We start from the raw sequence: 21,160 nt of genomic DNA on the forward strand, positions 1-21,160 counted from the left end.
AATTGAGCGGTGTGAATTTTAAAGGGCTCAAGTGCTTGCTTGGCTTGTCTCTGCACTCAGTTGATCTATTTGCTCGGCGTAAGCTACAAAACTGTCGCTCATGCTCATGCCTAGATCTTGATGATCCCAAGTCTGGAGTAGCCCGTGATAACCTTCTTTGCCGGCTAAGGTATAGGCCGAAGAAACCCCTCTATAGGCTTTTTCGGACTCCATTGCTTGCCATTGCTCGCCTTGGTATAACTCTATTTCACTCACTCGTTGGCCTTGAGGAAGTTCAGCTTGATAGCGATAACGCAGCCGATGAAAATAGGGAAAGCTGCCATCGCCAGTGCCGACAATGCCGTTACTATAGGCATTGTCGATAGCCCCTTCGATCACGATGGCTAAGTCTGCACCTTTGATTAAATAACTTACGATGGCAATCTCGAAGGGCAGTAGCCGACCGCAAATTTCGGCTTTGGTGAGTGGACCTGTTTTTAATGAAACCCTTACCCCTCCGGCATTATGTAAGGCAAAGTCGGTGGGAGAGTGTTGGTTTGCCACCCAATAGAAAGCGGCACAAACCAGTGGCGAAACCTCGCTACCTTGAGGAAAATCAACGGTGGGCGCTCGGGTATGAAATAGCGATTGAGGCACCGTGGTAATCACTTGCTGATGCATCTTTTCAACTGCTGGTCGATAGTCTCTATCGATGAGTGTCTGCATTTTGGGCTCGGCAGAATAGTGGCTGAAAAATCGGCTCCCGCTTAGGTAGTGTTGCATTGCTTGATGTTGGGGAGGCGTCACTGGTTGTTCATTGACAAAGGCTTGCCAATTTTCGCTGAGTAAGAAGGATATGCCACCATCCATATGGGTGACCTTACCCTCGCGATTAAACCCGAGTTTTGCTAAACCAATAGATTCGGCATGTTTGCCCGCTTGTAAGATCAGGCTATCATTCACCCAAGCAGGCCCTTGTTCACAGGAATTAAGGCCTAAGCTGCTAAAATCGCCAGTGAGGGTATGTGAGTGCCCACCCACAATCAGACTAATACCGTTAACCGCTTTGGCGAGTTCAACATCAGCCTGATAACCCAAATGGCTGAGTATAATGATGTGCTGAATATCTTGGTGATGTAAATGCTCAATGGTGGCGCGGGTGGTTTCGATAGCATTCAGAAAACTGCAATCGCTATCGGGACAACCAATCTGATGCATTAAATCATGAGTGATCCCAACAATCGCTAGCTGTTTATCGGCTAAAGGCTTTAATAGGTACTGAGCTATTTTGCGAGAATTATCATAGCGATAAAGATTGTTATGTGGCGCCAGAGGGTGGGCTTTGTTTTGGTCTTCTTGGCTTAAGTCCATGTTGCCAGCCAGCAAGGGAAAGTTGGCTTGCTCGATAAACTGCGCCACTGGTGCATTGCCTAAATCAAACTCATGGTTGCCAATGGTCATGGCATCGGGTGCTAAACGATTGAGTAGGCGAACGTTAGCTAAGCCCTTAAATTGGCTAAAGTACAAACTTCCCTGAAAGCTATCGCCAGCATGTAAAAATAATGAAGGGCAACGCTGTTGCTTAGCTTCTTGGCGGAGCTGTGCTACCGCCGTGGCGATGCGGGCGTAACCGCCACATTGAGCCTCTAAACGATAATCTTCCCCTTGAATATTGATCTTGAAGTGAACCATGGACGCTTCGAAATGAGAGTGGGTATCGTTGATATGAGCTAAGTAAAGCGAGTAGGGCATAGCGAAGAAGTTCTCCTAGGGCCTGAAGTATATGAGATTGTTATTGCAGTTGTAGTGAGATCAGATGCTGGTAACCATTGAGCGGAGTCGCGATGAAAACTAATTGATCAACAATGATGAGCCGCGAAAGATAAACAAAGCCTGAACAAAACATGATACGTGAAATTGTGTTGAACGGAAGGCTTTACTCACTGGACTGACAAAAAACTCATTCTAGAGTTGTATCAGGGATTAAACTAAGCGGTTTAATCCCTGTTTTTTGTTAGTGGATCCGAGCATCGAAGGGCTTAGCGAGGCTCATCGGTGCGGCCAGTTTTTGACGAATTGGATTCGAGCTAATCAAGACCATTACCACAATGGTTGCCACGTAAGGCATCATGGCTAACAGGTTTGGCGAGATCGTCACCCCGAGTCCTTGCATCACCAAGTGTAAAATTGAAGCGGCACCAAACAGGTAAGCGCCTACGACTAAATAGCCTACTCGCCAAGAGGCAAATACCACTAAAGAGAGGGCAATCCAGCCACGACCCGCGGTCATGTTTTCCATCCACATTGGGGTATAAGAGAGCGACATATAAGCACCCGCTAAACCAGCAAAGGCACCTCCGGTAAGTACCGCTAGGTAGCGAACCTTGAGCACTTTGATTCCCAAAGCATTGGCCGAATATGGGTTTTCGCCCACCGCTCGTAAGGTTAGCCCTGCGCGGGTTTTATTCACGACCCACCAACAAATACCAGTTAAGGCGAAGCTGGCATAAACTAAAATATCGTGGTTAAACAGCAAGGGGCCAATAAAAGGGATTTCGCTCAGCAGTGGGATCGGCATGGTTTTAAAGCCAACCACCGTGGAGCCGACTAAACTGGCACCTAAGAAGGCACTTAAACCGGCACCAAAAATGGTTAAGGCGAGGCCAGTGGCCACTTGATTGGTATTTAAATTTAACGATAAGATGCCGAAGATCGCAGCCATCGCCATGCCTGCAATGACGGCTAATAATAAACCTAAGGCAAGATTGCCAGTAAAATAGGCACCAGCAAAACCAGCCATCGCACCCATCAACATCATGCCTTCTTGGCCTAAGTTGAGCACTCCGGATTTTTCGCAAATTAGCTCACCAAGGGCGACCAATAATAATGGGGTTCCGGTTTTAATTGCCGCAACCAAAATTTGTTGAATTAGTTCGATATCCATTAAGCGGTTCCTTGCTTTGGTTCGGAAGAAGAGCGGCTGGTGCTCGCTTTGGGTTTACTTGGCTGCAAAACAATGCGGTAGTGGATCAAGAAGTCACAAGCCAGCAGGAAGAACAATAGAATGCCCTGAAATAGCCCGGTAATTGCGGTAGGCATACCCAGTTCAATTTGTGCCAGGTCACTGCCCATATACAAGGTGCCCATGAAAAATGCCGCGAAAATAATACCAAAAGGATTCAATCGCCCTAAATAAGCGACGATGATTGCCGCATAGCCATAACCGGGTGAAACTTGTGGGATTAGCTGGCCAATGGGTCCGGTTACTTCGGCAACTCCAGCAAAGCCAGCTAACGCACCAGCGCTAAGCATTACACTCCATACAATAAACTTGCTGCTGTAGCCTGCGTAACGCGCTGCGGGTTGGTCGGAGCCAAATACTCGCAGCTGAAATCCAGGCAGGGTGCGATACAGGATGATCCCCGAGCCAATGGCTGCCAATATTGCAATCACAATACTGATGGAGGCGCGACCTTGTTCACTTAAGGTGGGGAGTAATACCGAATCGGCAAAAACAGCCGATTCAGGAAAGCCAAAACCAGCGGGATCGACTAGCGGGCCATGAACCCCCCATAATAACAAATACAAACCCACGTAGTTCAGCATGATGGTGGTTAAGATAATATTGGTATGAAATAACTGGTGCAGCAGGGTTGGAATGGCAGCCCATAGTAGGCCTGCTAAGGTGCCAGCCAAGAGCGTGACGATTAACCAGCTATAGCCGCTGTCATCACCGGCCTGTAAGGCAAAATAGCTGCCCACCAAGGCGCCAACGAGTAGCTGGCCTTCGGCGCCAATATTCCAGATATTGGCTTTATAACAGAGGGCTAAGCCCGTGGCACAGAGTAGTAAGGGCGTGGTTTTAACCATCAGTTCGCCCAAGTTATAACTGTCACTCAAGGGCGCAATAATAAACACTTTAAAGGCCGTTGCGGGGTTAATATCCAGCGCTAAAAACATCATGCTGGATACCAGCATGGTGAGTACGATCGCAATTAGCGGTGACAACCAAGACATTAACTTTGATGATTCTAAACGCGGTTGGGTTTTAAGCACGTCGCAGGCCCTCCTCGGGGTCATCGTGGTTAATAAAGCCGCCCGCGATCCATTTGCCTACTTGCTCAATATTGGTTTGTTCGGTATGCACGGCTTGTGACAGTTGCCCCTCATATAAGGCGGCAATTCGGTCTGAAATCATAAATAGCTCGTCAATATCTTCCGACACCACCAAGATAGCGGCACCGTTATCACGTAATTCAATCAGTTGCCGATGAATCGCACTAGCAGCACCAATGTCGACTCCCCAAGTTGGGTGGGCACAGATCAAAATGTCGGGTTCTTGGTCTACTTCACGACCAATAATGAATTTTTGCAAGTTACCGCCCGACAAGCTTTTGGCTTGAGAATGGGCGTTATGACACTTTACATCGTTGTGATGAATAATTGCCTTGGCCAGCTCAACTACCTTATGCGGCAAAATCAGCCCTCGTTTGGTGAGCCCCTTACGCGCACTGGTGAGTAGGGTATTGTCGGCTAGGCTCATCTCGGGCACGGCGCCTTGTCCTAGGCGGTCGGCGGGTACGTAGCTCATCCCTAATAGGCGGCGCTCGCCGGCATTTAATTTGCCAACGTTGCGCTCATGCATCACGATATTGCTGGCTTCGGCACGGGTATCTTCACCGCTCAGTGCTTCCAGTAAATCTTCCTGACCATTGCCTGCCACCCCTGCAATGCCTAAAATTTCGCCGCGGTGCAGACTTAAATTAACCTTGTTTAAACCCGTTCCAAAAGGATTGGTGGGGGGCACTGTTAAGTCGCGGGTCACCAGTACTTCGTCAGAGCCGATCCGTTTATGGTAACGCTCCGAGAGCACCGCATCGCTGCCTACCATCATTCGGGCGATAGAATCGGGGGTTTCGTTGGCGGGCACACATTCGCCACTGACTTTACCACCGCGTAAAATAACTGCGCGGTCACACAATGCAGTGACTTCTTTGAGTTTGTGGCTAATAAATAGAATGCTGCAGCCTTCACTGGCAAGGGTGCGCAAGACTTTAAATAAGCCCGAGACTTCCTGAGGCGTTAATACTGAAGTGGGCTCATCCAAAATCAGTAGTTTTACGTCTTGGATCAGGCAACGTAAGATTTCTAAGCGTTGTCGCTCGCCGATGCTCAGATTATATACGTAACGATCTGGGTCGACCTTCAACTCATAGTTGGCGCTTAACTCGATAATTTTGGCTCGCAATGCGGCGGCGTCTTTCACCACGCCAGCATCGAGGCTTAGTTCAATGTTTTCTTGCACGGTGAGCGTTTCAAAGACCGAGAAGTGTTGAAACACCATGCCAATCCCCATGGCCCGGGCCATGTTAGGAGACGTGATTTTGACTTCTTTCCCATTCCACAGGATCCCACCTTCATCGGCTTGAACAACACCATAGATCATTTTTACTAAGGTGGATTTCCCCGCGCCATTCTCACCCAACAGGGCTAAAATCTCGCCCTTTTCTAGTTGCATGCTAACTTGGTCGTTGGCAATAACGCCGGGGTAGCGTTTGGATACTTGCCAAAGTTCTAACAATGAATCGTGTTGGTTCATTCTGAGTCCATTCAATGTGTATATTTAACAGCTTGCCACAGCTAATGCATAAATCTGACCATTTGTTCAAGTTTATTGTTGTAGCTTACAAGTTATAAATGTTTAAAATATGTTGTACTTGATTGGTGCGCAATTTGCCAGTTTTGAAGCATTATGGTGCGCACCTAGCTTATCGCTGTGGCGACAGATTAGCACTAGTGATTTTATATTTTATCATTAATAATGCCTGACTTATTAATCGGGTCAGCGAATATAGAAGGGACTTCACGCGCATGCTAAAAACGACGGTGACGCAAGGCGGCACCATTCGAAAGAAGAATGAAAAAGTAATTTTGAAAGCTGCAACTCATGAGTTTGCAAAGCATGGTTATCAAGGAACATCTTTGCAAGTGATTGCCGACCGTGCGGAATTACCTAAGGCAAATTTACTGTATTATTTTAAGTCTAAGCAGGGTTTATACAAGGCTTTGCTGCAAGACATATTAGCCATGTGGAACAATGCTTTTGAGCAGACCACAGTGGAAGATGATCCAGTAGAAGCCATCAGCGCCTATATTCGCTCAAAAATGCGCTATAGTCGCAGCCATCCGAAAAGTTCACGTATTTTCGCCATGGAAATTATTCAAGGTGTACCCAATGTGAAGGATCAATTGCAATTACCCGTCATCGATTGGGCTAACAGTAAATCTGACTTGATCCGAGCCTGGATTGCACAAGGTAAAATACGTCCTATCGAACCACTCAACTTATTATTTTTGATTTGGGGCGCGACCCAATTTTACGCCGACTTTGATACCGAAATTAAACTGATCAAAGGCCGAGCCCTAAACCAGCAAGAGTTTAACCTTGCGGAACAAAATCTGATTGATATTGTGCTGCGAGGGATTGGCTTAGTTAAAGATTGAACTTGATTATTTGGTCAGCTTTTTGCTTGCCCTGTTAGCATATGTTTTGTTTACAAGGGTGAGATGCCAACGATGTCTGTCGCGACACCAACTGCCACCAAATTATGGATTAAAGATCCGTTAGCTGTATTTAATGGGGCGATCAGCGGCCCTGATGCTGAACGTGACTGTGCGGGCGGATTAGTGGTACAAGGGTCGACGATCCTTGAATGTGTGGCGGCTGGCCAACGGCCGACGGGCACCATTGATGATATTTTTGACGCACATCGCTATGTGCTGATGCCGGGCTTGATTAATACCCATCATCATTTTTATCAAACTCTGACCCGCTGTCTACCCGCGGCGATTAATCAACCTTTATTCCCGTGGTTGCAAACTCTCTACCCCATCTGGAGTGGCTTAACAGCTAAACACATCGAACTTGCCACCGAAATTGCTTGCTGGGAGCTAATGCTGAGCGGTGCAACCACGGTGGCCGATCATCATTATGTGTTTAATCACGCACTGAGTGATGCCATCGATATTCAAGCCGAAGTGGTGGGGCGTTTAGGTGTGCGGGCGACCTTGACGCGCGGTAGCATGAGTCTGTCGCAAAAAGATGGCGGCCTGCCGCCGGATTCAGTGGTACAGAGTGAACAGCAAATGTTAGAGGACAGCCAGCGGCTGATCAAACGTTATCACGACGCAGATGACGGCAGTATGTTACAACTGGCCCTAGCACCTTGTTCGCCGTTTTCGGTGACGCAGTCACTGATGTGTGAAACCGCGCAGTTAGCGAAACGTCATCGCGTACGGCTACATACCCATTTAGGTGAAACCATAGATGAGAACGATTTTTGCCTGAAAAAACTGGGCATGCGTCCAGTTGATTATTTAGAGCATTGCGGCTGGATGGGGCCACAAACTTGGCTGGCTCATGGCATTCATTTTGATCCCAGTGAAATACGACGTTTGGGTGAAGCGCAAATCGGTATTGCTTACTGTCCTACCTCGAATATGGTGCTCGCCTCGGGGATCTGCCCAACACTGGATTTAGCTGCCGCTGGATGTCATATCGGGATGGCCGTGGATGGTTCGGCATCCAACGATAGTTCGAATATGATCCAAGAACTGCGACATTCATTGATGCAGCAGCGCTTACGTTATCGTGCTGATCAAATCACCCATCTACAAGTGTTGAACTGGGGAACTCAAGGCAGTGCTTCGGTACTAGGGCGAGATGATATTGGAGTGCTTGCGCCAGGCAAACAAGCTGACTTGGGCTTGTATCAATTAGACGGACTTAATTTTTCTGGGGCACATGATCCTTTGGCCGCGTTGATCTTGTGTGGCGCGAGTCAGGTGAGCAAGTTAATGGTGGCTGGCAAGTGGCTGATTGAAGATGCAGAGCAAACACGGGCGCAATTAAATCAGTTGAAAGCGCAACACCATCAGTTCGCAAAACAGCTGGTGGGCTAAACCTGAACAATGGCCTGCAAGTGTTGTCACTGTTTGATTCGACGGTGAAGTGCCAATGCGGGAGAGCTGCAAAACAAACGGCATTTTATTTCGCTTGGCTGAAGGCTTTGTGCTCTCCTCATTGCTTGTTTGCTGAGTGGTTTTAGCCTTGCAATAACTCGTGGTCTTTGGGGAGTTGGTTGGCTAACCATAATACTAATTTATGGCGCATTTCCGGTCCGGTCAGTTTATCTTTGGGCAGTGGGGTAAGACGTTTGTCTTCGGCCAATAACATGTACAGGGCTTCCACCTTATCTTTCTCAGAAATTCCTGGCGGAAATTTGGCAAAACCACGTTGTAAGGCATAAACCTCGCCGATTTGTATGGCCTTTTTTAACAGTTGTGCTTCGTGTTTATATTTTTTCACTCAAGGTCTCGCTGTGTCTACCATCTACTCCCTTCAACATACGGTAAAGCGCAGCTCAATAACAGGGCTTAACTCACTAAATCTAAGTTAAGCCCGGACTTGGCTTTATGTTGCCGAAAAAAACAGCATTTATTGCTAAGTGCTCAGTTTTGGGATGCAGCCTTTAGAAGGCTTGTTATTAACTATTATCGATGGCTTCTGCGGTTACCTCGTTACCGCTGCGTTTACCGTCGAGGAAGGCGCTGGCATTGGCGAGCGTGGTATTCGCGATGGTTTGTAACGCTTCGTCGGTTAGGAAGGCCTGATGACCAGTAAAGATTACATTGTGGCAAGCGGATAAACGGCGGAATACATCATCGAGGATCACTTCTGCCGACAGGTCTTCAAAGAATAGCTCTTTTTCATGTTCGTACACATCTAAGGCTAAACCACCTAAGGTGCCATCTTTAAGTGCTTCAATACAGGCGAGGGAATCGACCAGTTTGCCACGACTGGTATTGATTAATAAGGTGCCTTTTTGCATCTGAGCGAAAGCAGACTTACCAATTAAGTAAGTATTTTCAACAGTTAAAGGGCAGTGTAGGGTGATGATGCGTGACTGTGATAAAAGTTCGGGCATGCTGACATACTCAATACCTAGCTCTTTCGCTGCGTCGTTGGGATAGGGGTCGAAGGCTAAAACTCGACAGCCAAACCCTTTTAAAATACGGGCCGTGGCTAAACCAATTTTACCGGTGCCAATCACGCCTGCGGTTTTGCCAAAGATATTCATACCAGTTAAACCTTCGAGCGAAAAATTGGCATCGCGAGTGCGTTGGTAGGCTTTATGGATCCGGCGGTTTAATGTCATCATCAAGGCTATTGCATGTTCGGCGACCGCCTCTGGCGAGTAGGCGGGTACTCGTGACACGGTGATACCTAAAGCTTCCGCCTCGGCTAGATCTAAATTGTTGAATCCTGCGCAGCGCAACAGTACCAACTTTATTCCCAGTTGATGCAATGCCTGCAAGGTGGGGGCCGATAAATCATCATTCACGAACGCACAGACTGCATCGCTGCCATGCGCTAAACGAGCCGTTTGTGTACTGAGGGCGGTATCAAAGTATTCAATGGCAAATGCTGAAGACTTATTTTGGGCATCAAAGTGTTGACGGTCGTAGCGCTTCGCGCTAAAAAAACTAATCTTCATGACTTCTCCTAAAAACAAAGCTTAGCTAGTAATAGCTTGTTATGTAATTTTATTACATAATAGCTTCATTGAATGACGGATGTCGACCGATTGTGATTAGAAAATTTCAGAAATCAATAGCCTTTGAAATTGGCCTGGGTTTAGCCATTATTTATGCAGCCCTATGGGCCGGACGAGGTTTGAGTTACCTTACCGGAAACCTTCTCCCCGCAAGTATTCTAGGGATGTTACTGCTGACCATCCTGTTGCAGTTAAGATGGATTAAACTGGCTTGGGTGGAGCGAAGTTCAATGCTATTTGTACGTTGGATGTCGTTATTATTTGTACCTATTAGTGTTGGTTTGGTCGACCATCTTGAAACTTTATTTCAGGCTTTGCCTGCGATGATGATGACCTGTGTATTAGCGACCCTCATTTTGTTAGTTGTGGTGGGTAAAATTTATCAGTATTGGGAGCAGAAGGCGGAGCGTCAGTCATGATTAATCTGATTTATTTACCGCTAACCATCGCGCTCTACATTTTTGCTAAACGCCTGCAACAACGTTACCCCTCACCATGGTTAAATCCGGTGCTGATTAGCCTGACTGTATTGGTGATTGCACTGTTAAGTTTTGGGATCGCGTTCAGCGATTATAACCAATACAGTGGTTGGTTAAGTGAGTTATTACAGCCAGCGGTTGTCGCCTTAGGTGTGCCTTTATACAAACAATTACATGAAATTAAGCGAGAACTGCCGCGCATTGCGTTGACCGTATTGGCGGCGGTGCTTATTGCTGTGAGTTCAACTTTGTTGATGGCATTGTTGGTGGGCGCTACACCAGTGATCGCCGCGTCTTTATCGCCCAAATCAGTAACGACTCCGATTGCCGTTTTGATTAGTGAACAGGTTCAAGGTCAGCCTGCGCTCTCCGCGATTGCGGTTCTAATCACTGGTTTGGTGGGGGCGGTTGCGGGTTTACCAACATTAAGGTTGTTCGGTATTCATTCCATTAAAGCACAAGGCATTGCCATGGGCACCGCTTGTCATGCTTTGGGGACGGCTCGTATTTCGGAAGATGGACATCAACAAGGTGCCTATAGTGCTTTGGCTTTGGTACTTAGCGCGATCTTTACCGCTATTTTATGTCCGATGATTGTGCCTTTTATTTTTTAGTCATTTTACTGCGGCAAAGCACCCAACAAGCCATTTGAACCTTATTCAATGGCTTGTTGGTGTAATCTTACCCCCTTGTTTTTTGAAACTTCAATTACTTTACAAATCATCACCTCATGCGTTTATCGGCGTAGATCCCATTGCTCAAAATTTATGAGAACCTGATCACATTTATTTGCTTAGCCTGCTAAGTAATGTATCATGCTTAGCAGGCTAAGTAACTGAGGATTAAATGATGGATGATATCGCAGTGTTTAAACAATTGTCGTTGGCCGAGCAACTCAGTCGAGTTGCCCGTTTGTGGCGGACGGTGGCCGATCGTAAGTTGACTTCATTGGGTCTGACTCATTCGCGTTGGACGGTATTATGGAAATTAAAAACCTTAAACGACCATGTGAGTCAGAAAACACTCGCCAATGCATTGGAAATTGAATTGGCCTCGTTAATGCGAACTTTAAGTCAACTTGAAAGCCATGGTCTGATCGTTCGTGATTGCTGTGAGAGTGATAAACGGGTGCGTATTGTTAGCTTTACTGAAAATGGAATTGCGCTCATGACTCAGGTGGAGGGGCGTATTTTAGCGCTGCGGCGGAACATTCTGGCCAACATTGATGAAGCGGCACTTACTCAGTTTGAAACTGTGCTTGAGACCATCACCCATAATGCTTTACACCAATTAAACGACAATCATGTTGAGATCGAGGAGTCTGTGACATGACCGTAGAACAAAAGTTTGCCCGTTGGATAAAGTTTTCGATACTGGTGTTTGTCATGGTATTTACTTACTTTTTATTTGCTGATTATAAAATTCCGTTGACACCTCAGGCCATGGTGAGTCGTGGGGTGACTCAGGTAGTGCCTCGAGTTAATGGTAATGTTGTTGCGATTCATATTGCGAATAATCAGTTGGTGAAGCAAGGCGATTTATTATTCACTATCGATCCAAAGCCCTACCAGTTGGCAGTGGAAAAGGCTGAGTTAGCGTTAGAGCTAGCCCAGCAAACTAACCACCAGTTGGATGCATCTTTAGCTGCGGCGAAAGCCGATGTTGTGTCGCTAGGGATAGTGGCGCAACAGAAACGAAAATATGCACAACGACTGGCAGAGTTATTTATCAAGCACAGCATTTCTCAGCAGCAAAAAGATGATGCACAAAGCGAATCGGTGGCTGAACAGGCTAACTTGCAGGCCGCTCAAGCTCGGCTAAATGCACTGCGGTTCAGTCGGGGTGAGATGAATGATAATAATGTTAATATTCGGCTTGCACGTAACCAACTTCGTCAAGCAAAACTCAATTTATCTTATACCCAAGTGAGAGCCGAGCGAGGGGGCATTGTGGCCAACCTGCAACTGGCCGCTGGGGCATATGCAACCGTGGGTCAGCCCTTATTAGCTTTGGTTTCAACGGAAGCGGAAGTTATTGCCGATTTTCGTGAAAAAAGTTCTCGCTTGGCGGTCACGGGAAGTAAAGCACTCATCACATTTGATGGCGATCCGGGGCAACTTTACTCGGCATCGGTGATCGGTATGGATGCTGGTGTGAGCGTTGGGCAGTTTGATGCTAATGGGCGTTTAGCAACACCCAGTACTTCTACCCGTTGGGTCAGAGATGCCCAACGGATGCGTATTCATTTTTCGCTAGAAGGTGCTCAAACCGCTGGTTTACCTTCTGGTGCTCAGGCAACGGTACAGCTATTACCCGAAGATGGTTTATTTCGCTGGCTCGCTAAAACGCAAATCAGTTTACTGAGCATGCTGCATTACATCTATTAAGGCTGAGCTATGAATTTGTGGCATCGCCCCTTATCGGAGAATGATCTTCGCCAAGCTTTACGAATAGCCTGCGGTGCTTGTCTTGGATTTCTCATTTGTAAATTTTTTGAGTTGAGTAACGGGGTCTTTTTTGTGGTGACCCCGATTTTATTGCTGGGAATGGTTCCGGTGATGAATGGTCATGTGGCTCGCCAATGTATTGCAGCGGCAGTGGTTTGCGGGATTGAAGTTGGCTTACTCGCTGGCTTATTTGGCAGTCATACCATCTTAATGAGCATGTTGGTGTTTGTATTATTCCTATATAAGTTCGCTTGTATGTCAAAAGGTAGCTTGTTTCTATTTGGAGCCACAAGTTTATTGAACTTAAGTATTATGCTGCACTTTGCAAGTTATCCCAGTACCGATTTGAATGATTTGATTTTCACTAATATGGGAGCCAATCTGCTGTCGGTATTGATTGCTTTTTTGGTGACAGCCTTGATCCCCGATGTAGCTCCTCGACCCAAACCAGCCGTATTAGCAAAGCAAGCTCACCGAATGCGGCATGAAGCGTTGATGGGGGCGTCAATTGCCACTATTTCATTCTGGGTATTTCAAGTGTTTGACTTACAAGATTCGATGTCGGCTCAGGCGACGACCATTTTATTGCTGTTTCCAATGCATTGGAATGGTGCTTTAAGTTATGCCAGAAAAAGGGCGATAGGCACTATGTTGGGAGTGAGTACAGGCCTTGTCTGTCAGCTAGTTTTATATCATTGGTCTGGACAAATGATCTTGGTGCTTCCGCTATTGTGGATTGGACTGTTGTTGTTTAGCTATGTTCATTTGAAAGAGGGCGGTGGTTCAGGCGTTGGGTTTGGTGCTCTCACGACTTTAGGGATCTTATTTGGGCAATACCTTACACCGAGTAACGATTTGGTTTTTAGTGGTCTTTATCGACTAAGCAGTATTTTGTTTGCTACGGTTGTTACTTTGTTGGTGTGTTACCTGATTCATCGATTACTTAACAGCTTTGCGTTGACACGCTTTGGTCACTAAGCCTGCTATCAAAGATAAGCGGGTCGTAAGTAAAAGCGTAAGCAGCCGGCTTACGCTTCTTTTCCTTTCATTAAGCAGGTGATCTTGGCGTGAACGTTTAGCCGTTGGCGACTCTTAATTGCTCTGTTTGGCTGGCGAGGTATTCATTATAGCTGCCTTGAAAATCGATAATGCTTTGCTCTTTTATTTCGATTACTCGGCTAGCGAGCGAGGATACAAACTCGCGATCGTGGCTCACAAAAATGACCGTACCATCGTAAGTCTCTAAAGCTTGATTAAGCGCTTCAATGGCTTCCATATCGAGGTGGTTGGTGGGTTCGTCGAGCACTAGTACATTATTGTTTTGTAGCATCAATTTGCCAAACAACAAGCGATTTTTTTCGCCCCCCGAACATACTTTTGATTTTTTATTGAAGTCGTCTGCACTAAACAATAGTCGACCTAATAGGCCGCGAACCATTAAGTCGTCGTGTTTGGCACTACGCCATTGCGACATCCAATCAAAGATCGAGAGTTCACAATCAAAATCGCTACTGCTGTCTTGTGGACAATAGCCAATGGTGGCATTTTCAGACCACTTAATGTCTCCATTGTTGGCTGAAATTTGTTTCATCAAACAGCGTAAAAAAGTGGTTTTTCCTGCTCCATTTTCGCCAATTACCGCCAACTTTGCCCCCGCTTCCAAAATAATATTACCTTGGCTGAATAGCGTCTCACCGGCAAAACCGTGGGCTAGATCTTCAATGATGAGTGCTTGACGGTGGAGTTTTTTATCTTGCTTAAGGCTAATTGAGGGCGTTCTACGGCTGGAAGATTTAACTTCGTCGAGGGTGATCTTTTCCATCCGTTTGGCTCGTGAGGTAGCCTGCTTGGCTTTAGAAGCATTGGCTGAAAAACGGTTCACAAAGGCCTGTAGTTCATCGATTTCGGCACTTTTCTTCGAATTTTCGCTATGCAGTTGCTCTCGGATCAGCGAAGACGCTTCGATGAATTTCTCATAGTTTCCGGGGTAAATACGCAGTTCGCCGTAATCAATATCGGCCATGTGGGTACAGACCGAGTTGAGAAAGTGGCGGTCATGGGAAATGATGATCATCGTGCACTTACGTTGGTTCAGTACTTTGGCTAACCACTCAATGGTATGAATATCTAGGTTATTGGTGGGTTCGTCGAGTAATAATATATCTGGGTTTGCAAATAGAGCTTGTGCAAGCAAGACTCGTAACTTCCATCCCGGTGCCACTTGTGCCATTAGCCCGTAGTGAAGCTCTTCGGCAATGCCTGCTTCTAATAGAATTTCACCCGCGCGACTTTCGGCACTGTATCCGTCCATTTCAGCGAATTCAGTTTCCAAGTGAGCCACGTCCATTCCGTCTTGTTCTGACATCTCGGGTAAGGCATAAATACGGTCGCGTTGTTGTTTGATTTTCCATAGGGCCGCATCGCCCATAATTACAGTATCTACCACACTAAAAGCTTCGAAGGCGAATTGGTCTTGGCTTAAGGTTCCAACCGTTTCGCCGGGGCTGATTGACACATTGCCTGAGCTAGGGGCTAGTTCTCCGCTAAGGATCTTCATAAAGGTTGATTTACCACAGCCGTTGGCGCCAATTAAGCCGTAACGGTTACCATTGCCAAACTTAGCGGAAATATTTTCGAATAGTGGCGTGGCGCCAAATTGCATGGTGATGTTTGCGGTAGAAATCAAAAGGTAATCCTAGAAAGATGGCCACGAAGGCTGAGATAAGCGGTATAAGGGGGCGCACTATAAAGAGTTGTCTCGCTAAAGTCGAGGGAAGTTGTGTGTTTATTAATCCGTTGGGTAGTTGAAGACGCAATCGCTGACGCCAGGATCCGTGTTCGAAAAGGATTGGTCACCAGCTAAGATTTGGTTAATTTTGCGCTACTGGATTGTTATGATGTTGTTTTGACAGAGGAATCGTTAAATGGCTAATATTTTTTCAGGGATTGCTGAAGATTTTCAGCAAGAGCAGTTTAGTGATTTGCTAGAGCGTCCCAATATACGTATCGAGCGGATCGTTTCTTTTGGTCATCGTTCACCCGAGCAAGGCTGGTACGATCAAGCCGAGCACGAATGGGTGATGGTATTGGAAGGCAGTGCCAGCTTGTTATTTGAAGACGGTCACGAGCAACATTTAAATAAAGGGGATTACTTTAATATCCCCGCCCATGTTAAACATAAAGTCAGTCAAACTGCAGCCGATAGGCCAACCATTTGGCTCGCTGTTTTTTACTCTTAAGCAAACTCGAAGCTTGGGGAGTTTGAAGTTGGCACTTTGATGAGTCGTTTGGCTGCCTTTGCTGTTAAGTTTCATGGTACTAGAGTTGTTTTCAAATACTTAAGGCTTCTGTTTTTTATGCTGGACTCTCTAATACCCATCTAACTCATTCTCTGTTCATTCTTGCTGATCTAAATCAGCGCTACTAGTTACTGCGCGTCATGCCTGATTATCGGTAGATTTATGTTGCGTAATCAGTTGTTCATATAATGAATCAGATTGGTATAAAAATTCAATCACATCGAGTTTAAAGCGAGAAGAGTCAAAATTCTTCACTTGTTTGGTAACTTATCTAACTTAGAAAAAGATTCAATGCAGACATCCTTTAACGGGGATCATCCATTCACCACCAAACTATGGATAAATTTTGAGACATATTAAAAAATTTCAAATTGTAACTAAAACTATGATTGATTTTTATTCGAGGGAGACCCCTTTAAATGCAGCGCAATTAAATGGGGCTTAGGCGAACCCTTCAGCTGTGCGGGTTGTTCATTGATTCGAGCTTGGTCCATGAGTTATGTCGGTAACTACATTTTATCGGATCAATTAACAATAAACGCTTGCAAAAGTTATCACTAGAGAGCTTTTAGGATAGAACTTATTTGTTGATTTCTCGGTCGTAGCTGAGGCGTTTTGCTGCATCTAAGGTGAGCATTTGCATAAATGCTCGAGTTTCTGAATCGCTGCCTGCTGGTGTTGCCGCACTCCCCGCGCCAAATACGTTGGTGGGTACATTGCGTTTGGCAAAAGCATCGGCCCACAAGCTTTGAATTTTCACTTCAGCTTCGAGTTTTTGAGCAAGCGCGTTATCAGCTTCCAGAATGACCCGTTTTTGGTAGGCTTCTGCTTCCGCTAACGTTCTTTTAGTTTCGGCTTCGATGCGGGCTTTTTCCAGGTCAATTTCTGCGGTTTCTTTGGAAATCTCGGCTTGCGCCTTCATTTTTTCAGCGTTGGTGATCGCAAGTTGTTTGTCGGTTTGTGCTTCTGTGGTTTTTTGGATCTGTTCTACTTTCGCTTTGGCTTGACGCTCTGCCACTTCGCGCTCACCTCGGGCAATTGCGAGTAAGCGCTGCTCTTCTTCCTGCACTCGTTGTTCTCTGGCAATCGCGCGGTCTGCCGAAGCCTTTTGTTTTAATTGCATTCGTTCGATAAATTTGGCGTTAGGACGCATATCTGTGACCAAGGCGGATACGACGGTGACCCCAAAGTCGAGGAAACGTTGCGATTTTCGGCGCGGTTGTCCGTTGCTATCTAGAACTTTATTTACTACAAACACTGTTTTACTGTCATCGCCATATTCTTGCTGATCTTTGCCTAGCGCAGCATTAGCACTGCCGCTGGTGGCTTGTTTAGAATGAATGGTAATTTCTTCGCGCTTCACCAATAAGATCCCACTGCTCATTTGATTTTCAAACTCAGAATTAAATTCGGTTCGTCCGCCAGCATAATATTCTTCTGCGGCCATCAGCGAAGCATTGGCCTGCAAAGTTTCTTTAAACGCCGGGATCAGCGCTGTACGTAGCAGGTTTTCAGGGGATCTAAATTCGTGGGCTAGTTTTAAAAAGGAGTCATGGTCAGAGGGAATTGAAAAGCGCACTGTCGCCTCAGCATGGGCGTCTACTTGGTCAAGAAACATGATGCTCATCGGCGGTAAACTAGCTGAGGAATTATCCGAATCTTTCTCTGCACGGATTGGGTTTGCCGAGGCACCAGTAAGCGCTTGTACCGTCATTGAACGCTTCCAGGAATTATAACGACCAAAGGGATAAAATTTATAACCGACCTCGGTGACAACCGCTTCATTACCGGTGACCGTACGTACATGATAGATATAGCCGGGCTCTGCGTAGAAAAACGAATTACTGAGGGTATAAATTAAAGCCGCCAGTGCAACCAGACCCACAATGAATTTGTAATTAAATTCAAATTTACTGGCTATTTTTTTCACGCTTTTGGCTGCATCGTTATTTTTGACAAGATCGTCAGACATGATGAGTTCCTTCTACTCGGTTTTTGACTTGGATTTTTGCGGGGCGCATGATAACAGAATTAAAATACTAATAATGACTTTTTTGTCAATTTAATTTAGGGCTTATAAATTTGATGAGGCAAAGCCAGCATACTTTGCTGGCTTGGAGATGATTTAGGCTTTGGCCGGAATATTTTTTAGGGTGCTGAGCAGTAATTGCCAGTATTTTTCGACCGCTGCAATTTCTACTTTTTCATCGGGGCTATGCGGAAATTTAATGGTGGGGCCAAAGGAGGCCATATCCCACTGAGGGTAGGCCGATTTGAATAAGCCACATTCCAAGCCCGCATGGATAACCATCACTTTCGGGCATTCACCAAATAGCTGTTGGTAGCTATCCTGAATAACGGTTTTGAGCACCGAGTCTGTTTCTGGTTTCCAACCCGGATAAGCACCAGAGAAGCTAAATTTGGCATCAGTTAAGCTAAACAACGAGGCTATGCTGGCTTCCACTTGGAGACGGCTTGAGTCGATGAGCGAGCGAACTAAGATTTTGATCTCGATGTTACCTTGCTGATCGCGTTTTATTACACCTAAGTTCAGAGAGGTTTCGACTACGCCGACGATGTCTTGGCTCATGCTCACCACACCATTGTTACAGGCGTTTAGGCTATCAATTACTTGACTTGATAGGCGCGCGCTAAAGCTTTGTTGTGGCGTGGTTATTTCGGTGAGTTCGATACATAAATTGGTTTCTACTTTACCAAACTCATCGGCAATGGCTTGACGCTGTTGTGCTACTAAATCGATGAGGGCGGTTTTTTGGCTCGCATCGTAGACCAGCTGACAGCGGGCTTCGCGTGGGATGGCGTTACGCAGACTACCGCCCTGAATATCGCATAAAATCGGTTCTAAGCCTTGTTGTTGCATTGCCGCAAGCACTCGTAACATCAGTTTGTTGGCGTTAGCGCGTCCGCTATCGATATCACAACCGGAGTGTCCTCCCTTTAAACCTTTAATGTTGAGCGCGATGGCGGCTTGTTGGTTGGTGGTTGGCTGATAGTTTGCTGCAAAAGTAAGGTTGGTATCACCGCCACCGGCACAGCCCATATATACTTCCCCCTCTTGCTCGGAGTCAGTATTAATGAGCAGCGAACCTTCTAATAGGCCAGCCTCAAGGCCAAATGCGCCGGTCATACCCGCTTCTTCATCAATGGTAAATAGAGCTTCAATGGGGCCGTGGGCAATTTTGTCACTGGTTAATATGGCTAAGATCGAGGCGCCACCAATACCATTATCTGCTCCTAATGTGGTGCCTTTGGCGGTGACCCATTCTCCATCGATATAGGGCTGAATCGGATCTTCGGCAAAGTTGTGTTGGGTATCATTGTTCGCTTGGGGAACCATGTCTAGATGGGCTTGTAGGATCACTCCTTGTCTATCTTCCATGCCTGCTGTGGCTGGTTTTTTGATAATGATATTCCCTACGGCATCTTGGAAGTGCTCTAGCTGGTGTTGCTGGGCTAAGCTAAGTATCCAATCAATCATGGCTTGTTCATGTTTAGAGGGGTGGGGAATAGAACAAATTGTTGCGAAGTGCTGCCATAGCGGCTGGGGTGATAGAGAAGACAATGTAGACACAATGTTACCTTAAATCTGTTTTTTTAGAATTAACTCACTTTATCAGCAAGGAAACTTTAATATAAGTCTGCTTATTGGCTTTTGTTTAGAATATATACGTATTGGCTAGAAAAGTTGAATCTGGATGACCGTTAGCATGATAACTCGCTACTAAAAAGGGATAAATCACGCAGATAAACGAAGTATTTCTATTTTATCCAGCTATCTTAACGTTCTAAGTTGAAAAAAATGGTGGTTTTTACTGATCTAGCTCAGTTTGGTGAGAACATACAGTAGCTTCTTGCTGGAGCCATGAATATAATGCCCCGCGATTGCCGCTACTAGCACAACGGAGCGGCCCAATAAATACCTGTTGTCCAAGGAACATACATCGAGATGTTAGAGAAACTATTTAAATTAAAGGCGCATGGTACGGATCTGCGCACTGAAGTTATTGCTGGGATTACTACCTTTTTAACAATGGCTTACATTATCTTTGTAAACCCAAGCATGTTAGCGGCCACTGGGATGGATCAAGGAGCGGTATTTGTCGCGACTTGTTTAGCGGCCGCAATTGGTTGCTTTATTATGGGCTTGTATGCCAATTATCCGATTGCTCAAGCGCCGGGAATGGGCTTGAATGCCTTTTTCACCTACGGGGTGGTTCTTGGTATGGGACACACTTGGCAAGTTGCCTTGGGTGCGGTATTTCTCTCGGGTTGTATTTTCACTTGTTTGAGCTTATTTAAAGTTCGTGAATGGATCATTAACTCGATCCCACAAACACTGCGGGTTGGTATTGCCGCGGGTATTGGTTTGTTCCTCGGTTTTATTGCCTTACAAAATGCCGGCATCGTGGTGGATAACTCAGCCACTTTGATCAGTTTAGGTCACCAAAACCCGCATCAGATGATCTTAGCGGCTTTAGGTTTCTTCCTGATTATTGGCTTAGAATACCGCAAGGTTAAAGGTGGTGTACTTATCTCCATTTTGGCGATTACCGCTTTATCTATTGTACTGGGTTATAGCCAGTATCATGGTGTGATGTCGATGCCACCGAATCCAGCACCTACTTTCTTACAACTGGATATTGCGGGCGCCTTCGATATATCGATGCTCAGTGTTATTTTTGCATTTTTGTTTGTGGACTTGTTTGATACAGCTGGAACCCTTACCGCGGTTGCGCAGCGTGGCAACTTATTGGATGAACACGGTCACTTACCTAATTTGAAAAAAGCGTTGTTGGCCGATTCAACGGCCACTGTAACCGGGTCACTATTGGGAACGTCAAGCACCACATCTTACGTTGAAAGTGGAGCGGGTGTTGAAGTTGGCGGACGCACTGGTCTTACTGCTGTGGTTGTGGGGATCTTATTTGTATTGGCATTGCTGTTCTCTCCTCTGGCCGGGATGATTCCTGCCTATGCCACTGCTGGTGCCTTGTTCTATGTTTGTATCTTGATGCTATCGGGTCTCGTCAATGTTGATTGGACTGATTTGACCGAGGCTGCACCCGCTGCAATTGTGGCAATCTTGATGCCCTTGTCCTTCTCGATTGCCGATGGTATAGCGGTTGGTTTTATTTCTTACGCAGTGATTAAATTACTGGCTGGACGCCATAAAGAAGTTCCCCTTAGCGTATGGGTTCTGGCGCTAGTATTCTTGCTAAAGTTTGCATTTTTCTAGTCATTTTGTATTTTTTATAAAAAGCCATCACAACGTGATGGCTTTTTTTTATGTTATATTTTCTTCATTAATCAATATTTAG

18 protein-coding genes are annotated in these 21,160 nt (G+C 45.9%); 9 read left to right on the top strand and 9 right to left on the bottom strand.

The features are described 5' to 3' along the window. Positions 1-27: 27 nt before the first annotated feature. The 4 genes from ACRRSW_RS07875 to ACRRSW_RS07890 form a co-directional block, all read right to left on the bottom strand. Complete coding sequence (locus ACRRSW_RS07875) at positions 28-1,731, bottom strand: bifunctional metallophosphatase/5'-nucleotidase (RefSeq protein WP_432459040.1); 1,704 nt, start codon at positions 1,729-1,731, stop codon at positions 28-30. A gap of 262 nt (positions 1,732-1,993) precedes the next feature. Beyond that, positions 1,994-2,923, bottom strand: a complete 930-nt coding sequence (locus tag ACRRSW_RS07880; protein WP_432459041.1) for an ABC transporter permease — start codon at positions 2,921-2,923, stop codon at positions 1,994-1,996. After that, positions 2,923-4,035: an ABC transporter permease gene (locus tag ACRRSW_RS07885; protein WP_432459042.1), complete on the bottom strand. Its 1,113-nt coding sequence runs from the start codon at positions 4,033-4,035 to the stop codon at positions 2,923-2,925. The genes ACRRSW_RS07880 and ACRRSW_RS07885 overlap by 1 nt, the downstream gene beginning before the upstream one ends. Further along, positions 4,028-5,578, bottom strand: coding sequence for an ABC transporter ATP-binding protein (locus tag ACRRSW_RS07890; protein WP_432459043.1), 1,551 nt, complete (start codon positions 5,576-5,578; stop codon positions 4,028-4,030). The genes ACRRSW_RS07885 and ACRRSW_RS07890 overlap by 8 nt, the downstream gene beginning before the upstream one ends. 272 nt (positions 5,579-5,850) lie before the next feature. Here ACRRSW_RS07890 and ACRRSW_RS07895 point away from each other — a divergent pair, with 272 nt between their 5' ends. Then, positions 5,851-6,483 carry a TetR/AcrR family transcriptional regulator gene (locus ACRRSW_RS07895; RefSeq protein ID WP_432459044.1) on the top strand — a complete coding sequence of 211 codons (633 nt, stop codon included), beginning with the start codon at positions 5,851-5,853 and terminating at the stop codon, positions 6,481-6,483. Positions 6,484-6,555: 72 nt separating this feature from the next. Continuing rightward, entirely contained in the window at positions 6,556-7,941 is a 1,386-nt protein-coding gene (locus ACRRSW_RS07900) for an 8-oxoguanine deaminase (protein ID WP_432459045.1), read from the top strand. Between the two features lie 142 nt (positions 7,942-8,083). Here ACRRSW_RS07900 and ACRRSW_RS07905 read toward each other — a convergent pair whose 3' ends face one another. Both ACRRSW_RS07905 and ACRRSW_RS07910 read right to left on the bottom strand, forming a co-directional pair. Continuing rightward, positions 8,084-8,347: a DUF5062 family protein gene (locus ACRRSW_RS07905; RefSeq protein WP_432453742.1), complete on the bottom strand. Its 264-nt coding sequence runs from the start codon at positions 8,345-8,347 to the stop codon at positions 8,084-8,086. 178 nt (positions 8,348-8,525) lie between these two features. Then, positions 8,526-9,536 (bottom strand): 2-hydroxyacid dehydrogenase, encoded by a 1,011-nt coding sequence (locus ACRRSW_RS07910; protein WP_432453741.1) that lies wholly within the window; start codon positions 9,534-9,536, stop codon positions 8,526-8,528. A 92-nt stretch (positions 9,537-9,628) separates the two neighbouring features. On the opposite strand from ACRRSW_RS07910, the gene ACRRSW_RS07915 reads away from it, so the two are divergent. The 5 genes from ACRRSW_RS07915 to ACRRSW_RS07935 all read left to right on the top strand — a co-directional run bounded on the left by ACRRSW_RS07915 (position 9,629) and on the right by ACRRSW_RS07935 (position 13,500). Then, positions 9,629-10,015: a CidA/LrgA family protein gene (locus tag ACRRSW_RS07915; RefSeq protein WP_432453740.1), complete on the top strand. Its 387-nt coding sequence runs from the start codon at positions 9,629-9,631 to the stop codon at positions 10,013-10,015. Further along, complete coding sequence (locus tag ACRRSW_RS07920; protein ID WP_432453739.1) at positions 10,012-10,689, top strand: LrgB family protein; 678 nt, start codon at positions 10,012-10,014, stop codon at positions 10,687-10,689. The genes ACRRSW_RS07915 and ACRRSW_RS07920 overlap by 4 nt, the downstream gene beginning before the upstream one ends. A 232-nt stretch (positions 10,690-10,921) precedes the next feature. Then, positions 10,922-11,407, top strand: a complete 486-nt coding sequence (locus ACRRSW_RS07925) for a MarR family transcriptional regulator (RefSeq protein ID WP_432453738.1) — start codon at positions 10,922-10,924, stop codon at positions 11,405-11,407. After that, positions 11,404-12,462 (top strand): HlyD family secretion protein, encoded by a 1,059-nt coding sequence (locus ACRRSW_RS07930; protein WP_432459046.1) that lies wholly within the window; start codon positions 11,404-11,406, stop codon positions 12,460-12,462. The genes ACRRSW_RS07925 and ACRRSW_RS07930 overlap by 4 nt, the downstream gene beginning before the upstream one ends. 9 nt (positions 12,463-12,471) lie before the next feature. Continuing rightward, positions 12,472-13,500 (top strand): DUF2955 domain-containing protein, encoded by a 1,029-nt coding sequence (locus ACRRSW_RS07935; RefSeq protein WP_432453736.1) that lies wholly within the window; start codon positions 12,472-12,474, stop codon positions 13,498-13,500. Between the two features lie 97 nt (positions 13,501-13,597). Here the strand turns inward: ACRRSW_RS07935 and ACRRSW_RS07940 are convergent, their stop codons facing one another. Beyond that, the gene (locus ACRRSW_RS07940) at positions 13,598-15,208 is read right to left on the bottom strand and encodes an ABC-F family ATPase (RefSeq protein WP_432459047.1); all 1,611 of its coding nucleotides are present in this window, start codon (positions 15,206-15,208) and stop codon (positions 13,598-13,600) included. A 238-nt stretch (positions 15,209-15,446) separates the two neighbouring features. On the opposite strand from ACRRSW_RS07940, the gene ACRRSW_RS07945 reads away from it, so the two are divergent. Then, positions 15,447-15,761 carry a cupin domain-containing protein gene (locus ACRRSW_RS07945; protein ID WP_432453734.1) on the top strand — a complete coding sequence of 105 codons (315 nt, stop codon included), beginning with the start codon at positions 15,447-15,449 and terminating at the stop codon, positions 15,759-15,761. A 640-nt stretch (positions 15,762-16,401) separates the two neighbouring features. Here ACRRSW_RS07945 and ACRRSW_RS07950 read toward each other — a convergent pair. Together ACRRSW_RS07950 and ACRRSW_RS07955 are read right to left on the bottom strand one after the other, a co-directional pair. Continuing rightward, entirely contained in the window at positions 16,402-17,793 is a 1,392-nt protein-coding gene (locus tag ACRRSW_RS07950; protein WP_432453733.1) for an SPFH domain-containing protein, read from the bottom strand. 153 nt (positions 17,794-17,946) lie between these two features. Beyond that, entirely contained in the window at positions 17,947-19,413 is a 1,467-nt protein-coding gene (locus ACRRSW_RS07955) for an aminoacyl-histidine dipeptidase (RefSeq protein WP_432459048.1), read from the bottom strand. Between the two features lie 375 nt (positions 19,414-19,788). Here ACRRSW_RS07955 and ACRRSW_RS07960 point away from each other — a divergent pair, with 375 nt between their 5' ends. Then, complete coding sequence (locus ACRRSW_RS07960; protein ID WP_432453731.1) at positions 19,789-21,078, top strand: NCS2 family permease; 1,290 nt, start codon at positions 19,789-19,791, stop codon at positions 21,076-21,078. Positions 21,079-21,160 lie beyond the last annotated feature (82 nt).

Source organism: Agarivorans sp. QJM3NY_25 (assembly GCF_050870875.2).
Classification (GTDB): domain Bacteria; phylum Pseudomonadota; class Gammaproteobacteria; order Enterobacterales; family Celerinatantimonadaceae; genus Agarivorans.

Bases quoted from the DNA above. Each gene is read 5' to 3' on its own strand.
- ACRRSW_RS07875 (WP_432459040.1), bottom strand. From the start codon at position 1,731: ATGCCCTACTCGCTTTACTTAGCTCATATCAACGATACCCACTCTCAT.
- ACRRSW_RS07880 (WP_432459041.1), bottom strand. From the start codon at position 2,923: ATGGATATCGAACTAATTCAACAAATTTTGGTTGCGGCAATTAAAACC.
- ACRRSW_RS07890 (WP_432459043.1), bottom strand. From the start codon at position 5,578: ATGAACCAACACGATTCATTGTTAGAACTTTGGCAAGTATCCAAACGC.
- ACRRSW_RS07895 (WP_432459044.1), top strand. From the start codon at position 5,851: ATGCTAAAAACGACGGTGACGCAAGGCGGCACCATTCGAAAGAAGAAT.
- ACRRSW_RS07900 (WP_432459045.1), top strand. From the start codon at position 6,556: ATGTCTGTCGCGACACCAACTGCCACCAAATTATGGATTAAAGATCCG.
- ACRRSW_RS07910 (WP_432453741.1), bottom strand. From the start codon at position 9,536: ATGAAGATTAGTTTTTTTAGCGCGAAGCGCTACGACCGTCAACACTTT.
- ACRRSW_RS07920 (WP_432453739.1), top strand. From the start codon at position 10,012: ATGATTAATCTGATTTATTTACCGCTAACCATCGCGCTCTACATTTTT.
- ACRRSW_RS07925 (WP_432453738.1), top strand. From the start codon at position 10,922: ATGATGGATGATATCGCAGTGTTTAAACAATTGTCGTTGGCCGAGCAA.
- ACRRSW_RS07930 (WP_432459046.1), top strand. From the start codon at position 11,404: ATGACCGTAGAACAAAAGTTTGCCCGTTGGATAAAGTTTTCGATACTG.
- ACRRSW_RS07935 (WP_432453736.1), top strand. From the start codon at position 12,472: ATGAATTTGTGGCATCGCCCCTTATCGGAGAATGATCTTCGCCAAGCT.
- ACRRSW_RS07945 (WP_432453734.1), top strand. From the start codon at position 15,447: ATGGCTAATATTTTTTCAGGGATTGCTGAAGATTTTCAGCAAGAGCAG.
- ACRRSW_RS07950 (WP_432453733.1), bottom strand. From the start codon at position 17,793: ATGTCTGACGATCTTGTCAAAAATAACGATGCAGCCAAAAGCGTGAAA.
- ACRRSW_RS07960 (WP_432453731.1), top strand. From the start codon at position 19,789: ATGTTAGAGAAACTATTTAAATTAAAGGCGCATGGTACGGATCTGCGC.